This window comes from Rickettsia endosymbiont of Lasioglossum villosulum (assembly GCF_964026455.1).
Lineage (GTDB): Bacteria > Pseudomonadota > Alphaproteobacteria > Rickettsiales > Rickettsiaceae > Rickettsia.
Map to the genome: position 1 here is coordinate 513,496 of NZ_OZ032152.1, position 13,686 is coordinate 527,181.

Below are 13,686 nucleotides of genomic sequence, written 5' to 3' on the forward strand. Positions count from 1 at the left end.
ATAGCTATGTCTTCAGTTAATAAAAACGAATTAGAAAAATTTGAGAAAATCTCTCATAGTTGGTGGAATAAGGATGGGGAGTTCGGTATTTTACACCGCATAAATCCTATTCGCCTTAACTATATAATAGAGAAGATAAAATCGCATTACAACGATATTTCTGATTTGGAAATATTAGATGTAGGTTGTGGTGGCGGTTTAATTGCTACTAATCTTGCAATGCAAGGTTTTAAGGTTACGGCTATTGATGCTTTGCAAAGTAATATCGATACTGCTTTGGCTTATGCGACGGAAAATAATATTAAGGTAAATTATTTAAAAAGCACTATAGAAGAATTAGAAAACGATAAGCAATATGATGTAGTGATTTGCCTTGAAGTTATCGAGCATGTGGAAAATGTTCAAGAATTTATGCTTAATTTGGTAAAGCGTATTAAGCCAAAAGGTATGGCTATAATTTCTACGATTAACCGCACCAAAAAAGCTTATTTACTTGGGATAATAGCAGCTGAGTATATACTTGGATGGGTGCCGAAAAATACCCATGATTATAGTAAGTTTCTAAAACCATCTGAAATTTATGAGATGCTAGAAAATACCAATATAGAAATTGAGGAAATAAAAGGCTTGGTGTATAACATGGCAGAAGACAAATGGGTATTAAGTGACGATGATATAGACGTAAATTATTTTATGTATTTGAAGAAAAATGATAACCCGTCATTGCGAGGAGCGTAGCGACGAAGCAATCTCATTAAACATCCCTAGATTGCACGCGTACAAAACTTATAGTTTCTTCTCGCAATGACATCTATGTATAAAAAAATGACTAACAACGTGATTACTAGATTTGCTCCGTCACCGACGGGGTTTTTACATATAGGTTCAGCAAGAACGGCTTTATTCAATTATTTATTTGCTAAGCATAATAACGGCAAATTTCTATTACGTATTGAAGATACTGATAAAGAAAGATCAACAGAAGCAGCGGTAGAAGCCATATTTTCAGGACTGAAATGGCTAGGGCTTAATTGGGATGATGAAGTTGTATTCCAATCTAAACGCAATGATCTTTATAAGGAAGCAGCATTAAAGTTGCTTGCAGAGGGTAAGGCATATTATTGTTTTACGCCTCAGGAAGAAATAGAAAAGCAAAGACAAGAAGCTCTAGAAAATAAGCAGCATTTTATTTTTAATAGTAGGTGGCGAGATAAAACTCCTGATACTTACCCCAAAGATATAAAGCCAGTTATACGTTTAAAAACTCCTCGCACAGGCAGTATAACAATTAATGATACTTTGCAGGGTGACGTAGTAATTGAGAACTCTCACATTGATGATATGGTACTGCTGCGTAGTGATGGCACTGCTACTTACATGTTAGCCGTGGTGGTCGATGATCACGATATGGGCATAACTCATATTATTAGAGGTGATGATCATTTAACGAATGCTGCAAGGCAAATCGCTATATATAACGCTTTTGGTTACCACGTTCCAAGCATGACTCATATACCGCTAATTCATGGAGCAGATGGTGCTAAATTGTCTAAAAGGCATGGGGCTTTAGGTGTTGAAGCTTATAAGGATATGGGGTATTTGCCGGAAAGCTTATGTAATTATCTATTGCGTCTTGGTTGGAGTCATGGGGATGATGAGATTATCCAGATAGATCAAGCTATCGAATGGTTTAACCTAGATTCACTTGGTAAATCACCTGCAAAACTTGATTTTACTAAAATGAATAGTTTAAATAGCCATTATTTAAGAATGCTTGATGAAGATAGTTTAATTACTAAAATTTTAGAGATATTAAATCGAAATTATAAGGTCAGCGAGCAGGAAGTAAATTATATAAAATGTGGTCTACAAGGTTTATTAGTTAGAAGCGAAACCTTACTAGATTTAGCAAATCTTGCAAAAATTTATTTAATAGATACTCCTATTGCTTATGAAAATGATGCAAAGGAAATTATAGAAAATTGCGATAAAAATTTGCTTAGCAATGTTATAGAAAGCCTAGAAAAACTTGAGCAGTTTGATAAAGAATCAGTACAGTCTGAATTTAAGAAAATAGCAACAGAAAATAGTTTAAAGCTAAATGAAGTTATGAAGCCTGTGAGAGCTTTAATTACGGGTATGGTTGGCTCACCTAGCATATTTGAAATTGCTGAAATTTTAGGGAAAGAAAATATTTTAAAAAGGTTAAAAGTAAAATGAAAAATTACATAAAGAAAATTATATTTGTTTGTAGCGGGTTATTTGTAATAGCTGGGGTTTTTGTATTATTTAGGGTGGAAAATGTTAATGCATCAACAGCACCTAAAAAATATGGAGCTTGGAATTTAAATTGTAATCTTAATAATGAACAAAAACAAATTTGCTTTTTATCACAACAAATTAATAATACCGAAAAAGATAAAGAGACAGAAATATTAGCAATGTACCATATTGGTTATTTCAATAGTGATCAAAGTAAAAAAGAATTAAAGCTAATTAAAGTACTACCGCCAAATGTTCAAATTCCTGCCGGCACAGTTATTAATAGTGGCGAGAAAAATATTGCACCAGGAATATATATAAATTGTACGATAAATAGTTGCCAAGCTATAGCTACTATTACACAAGATGATATTGAAATGATTTTATCAAATGATAATTATTTAGAGTTTATAACGGCTGATGGTAAACAAGCTAAAATTACATTTATAAAACATGGTTTGAAAGAGGGGCTAAAGGTTTTAGAGAAATAAATATTTGATTTATCTGTACTTTATCTGCATAATGTAATAATGAACTATGCAGATAAATCTAAAATTTAAACCAAACTATAAAATAACTCCTCAAGTTATGAACTCATTAATGCGTATTGAAGCTGTTAAAGCTGAAATACTGCATTTGCCATTAAATCCTACTGTTCTTAGTTCTTTAAGAGAAACTGCACGTCTTTATACTACACATTATTCTACTATGATTGAGGGGAATAGGCTTGATGCAGATCAGATTAAAAACATAGTTCAACATCAAGAGCATTTTCCAAGAAGAGAACAAGATGAGCATGAAGTTAAAGGTTACTATGCAGCTTTAATGCAAGTAGAAAAATGGGTAGCCCAAAATATAAAAATTACAGAGAGTATAATACAAATTATTCATGCTTTAGTTATGTCTAATGGCAAAACTAATGTTAAGCCTACAAAATATCGTGATGGACAAAATGTCATTAAAGATAGCGGGACAAAAAAAATTATTTATATGCCTCCGGAAGCAAAAGACGTAAAAAATCTTATGCACAATATGGTATTATGGATTAATAATAATGAGCTGCCTTTTCCTGTTATTGCAGCAATAGCTCATTATCAATTTGCAACTATACACCCTTATTATGACGGTAACGGTAGAACTGCAAGACTACTTACAACCTTAATACTTCATTTAGGAGGTTACGATCTTAAAGGCTTGTATTCTCTTGAAGAGTACTATGCTAAAAACCTAGGAGCTTATTATGAGGCTATTAGCATAGGACATCATAATTACTATATGGGGCATGCTGAAGCAGATATAACAGGCTGGGTAGAGTATTTTATAAATGGTATGGCTATATCTTTTGAAAAAGTACTTAATCAAATGCAAGAGGTAAGTAATAAAGAGCTTCCTGACATGAGTGCATTACTTAGAAAGCTTGATCCTAAACAGAGAAAAGTTTTAGAGCTTTTTAAGCAATTTGAAGTTGTAACTAGTAGTCAAATTGGTAAAGTTTTTGGTTTTAAACCTCGAACAAGTGCTAAGCTTTGTGCCGATTGGGTAGATCAGGGGTTTTTGAAAATAGTAGATTCTTCTAATAAAGGGAGAAAGTACGGTTTAGATGATAAATATAGTAAGTTAGTTTAGTATCTTTTCTAAAACTACTATATCACTAAAGCCACCGTTAGATTTCTTTTTTTGTTTAGTATATCTTTTAGTTTATAGTTATTAATATTACAAATTGTTTCAAGCACTTCTAATATGTCGGCAATTTCTTCGATACGTTCATCTTCTAAAAATTCTTCTATTTCCTCTAGTAGTTTATTTTTCAATAGTTTTTTATATTCATATGATTCTGCAATATAGGTAATCGGTATTCTGCCTGATTTTAAGATGGCTTGCGGAACTAAATCTCTAACTAGCTTTGTCATTTTATTTTATCGATATGGATTTAAGCGTGTACATGTATTTTTCTTTTTGAGCTTAAGAAATTACGAAGTAATTGTACGTACGCAATTCAGTAAAAAAAATGCTATAAATTAGTATTTTTTATTATTTTTGTAATTCCCTACGACTTTCGGTCGTTTGCAATGATACGACAATTTATTCACGATGGCAAAGTATTATTCATTGGTATACTTATCCAAATTTCTTATCATTTCTAAGTAATTAACCTTACCATTTGCAAGTAGCGGTATCTCAGGTAAAGTAATAACTATTTTCGGTATATAGAGTAAAGAAACTTGTGCTTTGCGTACGTTATTTGTAAAATTTTCTCTATTTATAATAGTACTGGTAGTAAATAAAATAATCTTTTCCCCTTGTGTTTCATCTTGTGTAGAAATTGCAGCATGCAAGGAGCTAGGATCAATCTCACTTGCAAGCTCCTCGACTTTTGTAAGCGAAATCATCTCGCCAGCTATTTTAGCAAATCTTTTTAAACGTCCTAAAATGGTTATGTAGCCTTCTCCATCGATCTTAACTATATCACCCGTATCGTGCCATTCTTTATAAATATAGTTACCATTTTCGTCTAAATAACCAAGCATGACGTTAGGACCACGAATTAGTAAACGTCCACCTTCATCTATCCCTTCAACTTTTTCAAGTTTATATTCAATCTTTGACAACAACCTCCCAACAGTACCAGCTTTACTATGCATAGGAGTATTGCAAGCAATGATAGGTGAGCTTTCCGTTATACCATATCCTTCAAAAATACGTATGCCATATTTATTAAGCCAAAATTGTCTGGTAGTTTCTTTTAGTTTTTCACTACCTGCAAATATATAACGCAATGAATAAAAATCATATGGATGAGCATAATTGGCATAGCCATTTAAAAATGTATCAGTTGAAATTAATATGGTTGCTCCAACATCATATATCATTTCTGGTATGCTGCGGTAATTTAAAGGTGAGGGGTATAAAAATAGCTTAATGCCGTTTAAAGTTGTAATAATCGCTCCGCCAAGCCCAAAGCAGTGGAATAATGGCAGTGAGTTAAATACTATATCGTCAGGGCTAAAAGGTATTTTAGCAGTTGCTTGATATCTATTAGCTTGCAGATTTCTATGAGATAACATTACAGCTTTAGGTTCCCCTTCAGTGCCTGAAGTAAAAATTATTACTGCTGGCTTTTCATCATCACGATTACGACAAAAATACTTATAATAAGTTTTAGAAAAACGGATGCCCATTGAGGCTTTTAATTTTAGAGCTAGATTGATTTGGTTTTTAAAATCTTCTAAATATATTACTTTAATACCAAAATCTAATAAATTAGTTATTAATTCGTGTAGCTCTGCTTTTTCTATAAATTGCTTTGAGGTATAAATTACTTTTAGCTGTGCAGTTTTACATGAGTTAATAATAGTATTTATCCCGCTGCTCCAATTAATTATAGCTGGAACAAACCCGCTAAATTGCATGGCATAAAAGGTAATTAGGGTATTTGTCGTGTTAGGTAGCATTAAACCTAGATGCTTGCCAAAAATATTATTTCTTTTGATTAAATCACCAAGAATAAAAGATTTGAGTATTAAATCACGATAAGTAGCTTTGTTATTTTCAAAATCATTAACTATTCTTTTCTTAAACCCATGAATTTTGGCAGCTTCTATCAGCGATGCAAATAAAGTATTCTTATAGTCTGAACTCTCAAACATCATATCAGCCATGATATCATATAGAGTTCTTGCTATATATTGGCGTCTTTCTTGACCGGATGTAGCACCAATATCAGCAAATTTTACTGGCGGTAGAACAGTAACAGTAATTTTAGGAAATATTTTTCTCTTTAATATATTTTGTAGCTTTGAGAAATGAGTAAATTGTGTGCCATCTATTCTAACCGGTAAAATAGTTGCATTTGCTTTATCGGCAATCATCCCAGGACCCTCATAAATCTTCATTAAAGAGCCGGTAACACTTATTCTGCCCTCCGGAAAAATAGCTATTTTTCGGTCATTTTGTACTTCTTTTACTAAGGTCTTAATTGCCATTGGGTTGTTTGGATCAACAGGCAAAGTATTAGCCATACGCAAGAATGGTCTAATCCACCATATTTTGCGTATATCAGGGCTTATTGCAAAGGTCATTTCCTCTTTTAGATAGGTTGCAATTAAAGGTGGATCGAGATATGAAATATGATTGGCAATTACTACTACTTTGCTACCTGCTTTCTGTAAGTTCTCAAGTCCTTTAACTTCAACCTTATACATTAAATCAAACCAAAATTGGAATATTCTACGCAAGACAGGGTAAGGAATAATTTTAACTTCAGGGATTAGGCGATAAATATAGATAGTAACGATGATATTAGATAGGCTGATAAATAATATTATCCAAGGTATCGTAAAATTTAAATAAAATAATAATGATAGGATAATAGTTGATCCCACCATAAAGATAGAATTAATTAGGTTATTTACGGCAATAATACGGCTGCGGTGAGCGGGATTTGCGTAATGCTGTAATATAGCAAAAAGAGGCACAATATATAATCCACCAATTGCTGCTAAAAAGAATAGATCAATAACTATTCGCCAATTATGCCTTTTTGATAAAAATACAAAGATACTTTTTAGTTGAGCTGGTTCATAAGCAACTGCACTAATTCTACTAGCAAAAAATAAATCGATGCCAAAAATACTAATGCCAAGTGCTGAAATAAAGAGGTATTTAACAGTGATTTCATCTTCAAATATTTTACTACATAAAAATGAGCCGACACCAACGCCAAGCGAGAAAACCGCTAAAAATAAATTAGCAACATTCTCATCAGCTTTAAACGTTATTTTAGCAAGCAAAGGTATCTGAGAAATTATAGCAGCTCCAATAAACCAAAACCATGAAATGCCTAGTATTGCTAAGTATATTTGCTTTTTGGTTTGAGCATATCTTATCATATTTAGGCTTTCGTTTATGATATTAAAATTTATCTTAATATCACGATTTGCGTTATTTGATTTTGGTGTAGTAAGGCTTGAAATAAAGCCAATAGCTGCAATTGTAATTAAGGAATAAATTATGAAATTATTACTGATTGTGTAATAACTGCCGATTATAGTACCAATAAAAATGGCAATGAAAGTTCCGGCTTCAACAAAGCCGTTAGCTCCAAGCAATTCCTCTTTACTCAAATGATCAGGAAGAACGCTATATTTAATTGGACCAAAGAAAGTGGAATGAATACCCATTAGGCAAATAGAGCAGAGCAGTACTATAATATTATTATGATGAAAGCCGTAAATAGCAAAAGCAATTATAGCAATCTCGCAAGCTTTTATTATTTTAATTAGGGTAGAGCGTTCATATTTATCAGCGATTTGCCCGGCTATACTTGCAAATATTATAAAAGGTAAGACAAAAATAGCATTGGTAACTAAAACAAGTAAGTTATTATATTTGCTTAGAGAACCAACAACTCCATAAGTAATTAGAATTACAAGAGCATTTTTCAAGATGTTATCGTTAAGACAACCACATAATTGTACTATAAAATTCGGTAAGAATCGCCTATCCTTAAAGAGATATAATTTATTTGAATCCATAGTATATAGTAGTTTATTAGTTTTGCTTCTAATTCCTGCGTAAGGTTGGCGAGGTTTTGTAGTTAGGAAAATGCGTCCGATGTGTCATCCCGTGGCTTGTCCACGGGATGACATAGGATACATGATTTTAATCATTACCCTAGGTTTGAATTATTGTCAAATTGTATGGCTTTTTCGTGATTTTGGTTTATTTGTTATATTAGGTTTTTGTAATAACATTTTTTCTTTTTCTGATAAATTTGGCATTTTAGACAATTTATTCAAAATTTCATCTACATCGCCTTTAATTACTGGTGATATTTGTGGCTTTCTATTTATATTAGATTTATTTTTAGCGATTCCTATTTTTTCTGGTACTTTGTTAATTATTGTCAATAAATTTTCTTCATTAAAATTTTTGAATTTGCTAAATATATTAAGCTTATTTATTTTAATTTTTTCCAATCCTTTAGTAATTATATCTACTATTTTTTTGCTATTTATAACTAACGTCGGATAAAAATTCTTCTCTAGCTTATTGAGTAAACTATCGTTTAGTTGATCGGTTAATATTTTCGTTACGTTTGTTTTAGTTGAATTATCTAAATTTAATTTGTTGTTATTTTCATATTGTTCTATGGCACTTAATACTATTTTTTCTGTAGTTATACCTAAATTATTACCGTAAATAGTAATAATATTATTAACTTTATCATCTGAAGATATATTTTTTTGTGGGTCTGAGTTGAATTTTACTTGTTTATGATTGATTGCATGTTGTGCAATATTAGAGTCACTTAACTGCTTAATATACTGACCTTTCATATCTTGCAATGCTATTTCAGTACTCATTTTAGTCTCATCGCTCCAATCTTGGTAAGTTTTTGTAGCTCTTAAAAGAGAAGGATATAAAAGAAAGTTTATGCTTTGAGATACTAAACTATTGATATCATAATTAGATTTATTATTCTCTCTTACCTTAGTATCATTATAGAAATGTTTTTGTAATGTATTATAATGAGCTAAAATAGCGTCAGGAATGTCTTGAGGCTTTAGAGGTTGTGCGTTATTATTATTGTCAAATTTTATTTGCATACCACTACGTTTAGCTTCCATTACTAGTAAGTCAGCAAAAACTTTCTCTTCTTGCGTCCTACATAAAAGATTCGGTGCGTCACTTAAAATGTTAGCATGCTTCATTACTGCGGAGTTTAATGCATGTAAATCCTGATCTGTTAAAATTTCATCTAATACGGCAAGAAAAGCTTTGCGTCCAGGGATATTGTTACCAAAAGCACTTTTTAGTGTTACGACATCATCTTTTGTAACTTGTTGTGTTGCTATTCTATTTATTATTTCATGCGTTATAATCATATTCGTTTCCTCCTCATTAGTAATTTGCCGTGCATTATTATACTTTATTTTAATATATTACAAGCTAAATTATTTGCTAACGGTAAAGAAATCTTAACTTCTGAAATATTTTTATAAGAAGTTACATCTTTTCATCTTTTTCTAGTTTGTTCTTTGCTATCTTTGGTAGATGACATAAATTATATTATTCATTCTCAGCTTCTAGAAGTCTTGATTTTATTAATTCATCCGCCAAAGAAATTTTCTTTCCTTTAGAATCTGTATAATTTTTTATCTTTTCTTGTAGTTCAGATAAGGTTTGATTTCGAATAGTAATATAATTTATATTTTCTTCAATAATATTTGTTTTTTATTATTACTTTAAGCTTGAGATAGCGTCAACTTAAATTATATTTAGTCCTTTTAATAAGGGTTGCCTAAATCTTCATAATAATCACGGGTGGCTTCTCTATTAGCCGGAATATCATTACTAGATTTTTCTATATTTTGTTCAGGAATAAATAAAGAGAAAAAATTACCAATTTTAATCATTAATGTATATAAATTCATATTTTACCTTTTTAAAATATTTAATTGTTAGGTTTTTCTTCCTTAGCTTTTTTTCGTCTCTGTAAATTCTTTTTTAGAGCAGATGATAAATTGCTAAAATTAGGCTTTATTTTAGTTTTTCTAGTTTGTTCTTTGCTATCTTTGGTAGATGACATAAATAATTATCTTTTCACGCTAACATTATTATATTATACTACGGATATTTTGAAAAATAAAATTATAAATATCTATGAATCAAAGTAATATAATCTCTGCGGAGTTACTTGACGAAAAAAAAAATATTGCGAGGCAAGGGGGTGGTGAAGATAGAATTAATACCCAGTATAAGAAAGGTAAGTTAACAGCACGTGAGCGAATAGAGGTATTATTAGATCCTAATAGTTTCACCGAAACAGGAATGTTTGTAGCTCATAGATGTGAAAATTTTGGGATGGATGATAAGAAGTTTTTAGGTGATGGTGTTGTAACGGGTCATGGCACAATAAATGGTAGATTAGTTTTTATTTATAGCCAAGATTTTACAGTGCTTGGCGGTTCACTTGGTGAGTATCATGCTAAAAAGATCTGCGATATTCTAGATCAAGCTATAGCAACTGGTGCTCCCGTAATCGGCATTAATGATTCAGGTGGTGCAAGAATTCAGGAGGGTGTGGATGCTCTTGCTGGATATGGTGAGCTATTCCAGCGTAATGTTTTAGCATCAGGTGTTATTCCTCAGATTACCTTAATTATGGGTCCTTGTGCGGGCGGTGCTGTTTATTCGCCTGCTTTAACCGATTTTATATTCATGGTTAAAAATAGTTCCTATATGTTTGTAACCGGTCCTGATGTAGTAAAAACCGTTACTGGTGAGGAAGTAAGCCAAGAGAAACTTGGTGGTGCACGTATGCACACTACCAAAAGCGGTGTGGCTGATCTTGCATTTAATAATGACATAGAGGCATTGTTGGAAATTCGTAGGTTCTTTAATTTTCTGCCATCATCTAATCGTAGTCCTCTTCCTATTCGTCCTACTGTTGACCCTGCTGATAGGGTTGATATGTCTCTAAGTACTCTAATCCCTAATACTCCCAATAAACCTTATGATATGAAAGAACTTGTCGAACGTATTGTAGATGAAGGAGAGTTTTTTGAATTACAACCGGATTTTGCTAAGAATATCATCATTGGTTTTGGCTATATGGAAGGATATCCAGTAGGGTTTGTTGCGAATCAACCATTGCATTTAGCGGGGTGTTTAGATATTAATGCTTCAAGAAAGGCAGCAAGATTCATTAGATTTTGTGATGCTTTCAATATTCCTATAGTAAGTCTTGTTGACGTGCCAGGGTTTTTGCCAGGTACTTCTCAAGAGCATGATGGTATTATCAAGCACGGTGCTAAACTTTTATATGCTTATGCTGAAGCAACAGTCCCTAAGATTACTGTAATTACTCGTAAAGCTTATGGCGGAGCTTATATAGTGATGAACTCTAAACATCTTAGAGGTGATATAAATTATGCTTGGTTTAATTCCGAAATCGCAGTTATGGGAGCAGAGGGAGCAGCTGAAATAATATTTAGAGAAGAATGCAAAGATCCAGAGGCTAAAAAACAAAAAATCGATGAATATAAAAAAGTAGTAACATCACCTTTTGTTGCAGCATCTAGAGGCTATTTAGATGATATAATAAGACCACAAAATACAAGATGGCGAATATGTAAAGCCCTAAATTTCTTACGTACTAAAAAGGTAGAATTGCCTTGGAAGAAACATGATAATTTGCCGTTATAGCTGTCATCCTTGCGTAGGTAAGACGCATTTGATGTCATCCCGTGGCTTGACACCGAGGGTGCTTTTCGATCCACGTGGGGCAAGCCTTAAGCGGGAATGACATATGTTCTACGCAATAACGCCAACCCTATGAAAGAATGACATTATTAAAGTTCATAATAATATAAACAAAAAACTATGACTAAACCTTTATTTGATAAAATTTTAATCGCTAATCGTAGCGAAATTGCTGTTAGAATAATCCGTACTTTAAAAAAAATGGGGATAGGGTCGGTTGCTGTATATTCTGAAGCCGATACAAACTCAATGTATGTTCAGCATGCAGATGAAGCTTATTATATAGGTGATTCACCGGCAACCGAAAGCTATCTATCTATTAAAAATCTTGTTTCCGCAATTCGTGAAAGCGGTGCAAATGCCGTACATCCTGGCTATGGCTTTTTATCTGAAAACCCTAATTTTGCCAATGTTCTTAAAAGAGAGGGAGTAGTTTTAATAGGTCCTAATGCTGCTACTATAAAGAAAATGGGCGATAAAATTGAAGCAAAAAAGATAGCAATAGAAGCAGGAGTTAGTACTGTTCCTGGCTATATGGGAACTATAAATGATGTTAAGCAAGCAATAGATATTGCAAAAGAAATAGGTTTTCCGGTCATTGTAAAAGCGGCTGCCGGTGGTGGCGGGCGTGGTATGAGAGTGGTAAATAACCCTTCTGAAATGGCAAATGCTTTTGAATCTGCAAAGCTTGAAGCCGGTAATAGTTTTAGTGATGATAGGTTGTTTATTGAAAAATTGATCCAAAGACCTCGTCATATCGAAATTCAATTGCTTGCTGATCAGTATGGCAATAGCGTATGTCTTGGGGAACGTGAGTGTTCAATACAGCGTCACCATCAAAAAGTAATTGAAGAGGCACCAAGCTCATTCATTACCGAAGAAATAAGGCAAGAAATGTATAGGCAAGTAATATCTTTATCCAAAAAGGTAGGATATTATTCAGCAGGTACTGTTGAGTTTATAGTAGATAGTGAGAAAAATTTCTATTTCTTAGAAATGAATACGAGATTGCAGGTAGAACACCCTGTTACTGAATTAATAACTGGTATAGATATCGTTGAAGAAATGATAAAAATTGCTGCCGGTAAAAAATTATCATTTACGCAAGATGATGTAAAATTAAAAGGTTGGGCGTTTGAGTCACGAATTTGTGCAGAAAATCCAAGTCGTGGTTTCCTGCCTTCTAGTGGTAGGATTACGGCGTATTCTGAACCTGTAAAAAGTCCAAATATTCGTATAGATACCGGTATTGGACTTGGCGGTGAAGTTAGCATGTTCTATGATTCGATGATCGCAAAATTATGTACTTACGGCGAAACAAGAGAGCAGGCAATTGAGGTAATGCGTTCTGCCTTAAGCTCTTATATTATTAATGGTATTTCTCATAATATTAGTTTCTTAGAAGCAGTGATGCTTCATCCTCGTTTTGTTAGCGGTGATATTTCTACTGCTTTTATTCAAGAAGAATATCCAGATGGATTTTCTGGTGCAAGTCTAACCTCAGAAGTAACGGGAGTATTTTTAGCAACCGCTATTTTTATTTATATATCTGAGCAAAGACGTGCTTCTTTAATTTCTGGAAATATCAATAACCAAGCTAATAAAATCGGTACTAGATGGGTGGTAACGATTGACGATAAATTATTCCCCGTTCTAATTACGCCTGTTGAAAATGGCTATAATATACGCCATGAAAGTGACCGAATATATATTCGTAGTAACTGGAATTTAGGTAATGAGCTTTTTGTAGCTATAATTAATGGCAAAAAGACAAATATTAAAATTGAAAATATCAGAACTGGTTATTTACTATCACATGCTGGTATTAGCGTAAAAGCCTTCGTTCGTTCTCCTCGTATTTCAGAACTTGAAGGGTTAATGGTTTCGAAAGTAGTAACAGAAGAAAATTCTGAACTGCAAGCTCCTCTTAACGGTCAAATTGCATCAATTAAAGTGAAAGAAGGACAAGAAGTAACAATAGGGCAGGAAATTATGATCTTAACCGCTATGAAAATGGAAAATATCATCTTAGCCGAACGTGACGGGAAAATAGCTAAAATTTTCGTAAGTGAAAAGGATAATGTGGTCAAAGGTCAGATGCTGCTTGAATTTAATTAAATTACCATCTTCATTTATTAGAAAGCATAAAAGCTAGAA

General features: G+C 32.7%; 11 protein-coding genes. 6 read left to right on the forward strand and 5 right to left on the reverse strand.

The features are described 5' to 3' along the window. The first annotated feature begins 6 nt into the window (after positions 1-6). From ubiG to AAGD49_RS02500, 4 genes are all read left to right on the forward strand, one after another. Positions 7-738, forward strand: a complete 732-nt coding sequence (ubiG, locus tag AAGD49_RS02485) for a bifunctional 2-polyprenyl-6-hydroxyphenol methylase/3-demethylubiquinol 3-O-methyltransferase UbiG (protein WP_341788991.1) — start codon at positions 7-9, stop codon at positions 736-738. A gap of 87 nt (positions 739-825) precedes the next feature. Then, positions 826-2,220, forward strand: a complete 1,395-nt coding sequence (gene gltX, locus AAGD49_RS02490; protein WP_341788992.1) for a glutamate--tRNA ligase — start codon at positions 826-828, stop codon at positions 2,218-2,220. Continuing rightward, on the forward strand, positions 2,217-2,753 hold the full coding sequence (locus AAGD49_RS02495; protein ID WP_341788993.1) for an invasion associated locus B family protein: 537 nt from the start codon (positions 2,217-2,219) through the stop codon (positions 2,751-2,753). The genes gltX and AAGD49_RS02495 overlap by 4 nt, the downstream gene beginning before the upstream one ends. 46 nt (positions 2,754-2,799) lie before the next feature. Continuing rightward, positions 2,800-3,888 carry a Fic family protein gene (locus AAGD49_RS02500; RefSeq protein ID WP_341788994.1) on the forward strand — a complete coding sequence of 363 codons (1,089 nt, stop codon included), beginning with the start codon at positions 2,800-2,802 and terminating at the stop codon, positions 3,886-3,888. A gap of 17 nt (positions 3,889-3,905) precedes the next feature. Here the strand turns inward: AAGD49_RS02500 and AAGD49_RS02505 are convergent, their stop codons facing one another. The 5 genes from AAGD49_RS02505 to AAGD49_RS02525 all read right to left on the reverse strand — a co-directional run bounded on the left by AAGD49_RS02505 (position 3,906) and on the right by AAGD49_RS02525 (position 9,853). Continuing rightward, on the reverse strand, positions 3,906-4,172 hold the full coding sequence (locus AAGD49_RS02505; protein WP_341789269.1) for a hypothetical protein: 267 nt from the start codon (positions 4,170-4,172) through the stop codon (positions 3,906-3,908). 192 nt (positions 4,173-4,364) lie between these two features. Then, on the reverse strand, positions 4,365-7,796 hold the full coding sequence (locus AAGD49_RS02510) for an acyl-[ACP]--phospholipid O-acyltransferase (RefSeq protein WP_341788995.1): 3,432 nt from the start codon (positions 7,794-7,796) through the stop codon (positions 4,365-4,367). A 156-nt stretch (positions 7,797-7,952) separates the two neighbouring features. Further along, positions 7,953-9,149 (reverse strand): DUF5410 family protein, encoded by a 1,197-nt coding sequence (locus AAGD49_RS02515; RefSeq protein WP_341788996.1) that lies wholly within the window; start codon positions 9,147-9,149, stop codon positions 7,953-7,955. Positions 9,150-9,551: 402 nt separating this feature from the next. Further along, entirely contained in the window at positions 9,552-9,698 is a 147-nt protein-coding gene (locus tag AAGD49_RS02520) for a hypothetical protein (RefSeq protein ID WP_012152024.1), read from the reverse strand. Positions 9,699-9,718: 20 nt separating this feature from the next. Then, positions 9,719-9,853 (reverse strand): hypothetical protein, encoded by a 135-nt coding sequence (locus AAGD49_RS02525; RefSeq protein ID WP_341788997.1) that lies wholly within the window; start codon positions 9,851-9,853, stop codon positions 9,719-9,721. Between the two features lie 74 nt (positions 9,854-9,927). Between AAGD49_RS02525 and AAGD49_RS02530 the strand changes: the two genes are divergently transcribed. Both AAGD49_RS02530 and AAGD49_RS02535 read left to right on the forward strand, forming a co-directional pair. Beyond that, a complete protein-coding gene (locus tag AAGD49_RS02530) occupies positions 9,928-11,472 on the forward strand; it encodes an acyl-CoA carboxylase subunit beta (protein WP_341788998.1) in 1,545 nt (514 codons plus the stop codon). Positions 11,473-11,649: 177 nt separating this feature from the next. After that, positions 11,650-13,647 carry an acetyl/propionyl/methylcrotonyl-CoA carboxylase subunit alpha gene (locus tag AAGD49_RS02535; RefSeq protein WP_045798767.1) on the forward strand — a complete coding sequence of 666 codons (1,998 nt, stop codon included), beginning with the start codon at positions 11,650-11,652 and terminating at the stop codon, positions 13,645-13,647. Positions 13,648-13,686 lie beyond the last annotated feature (39 nt).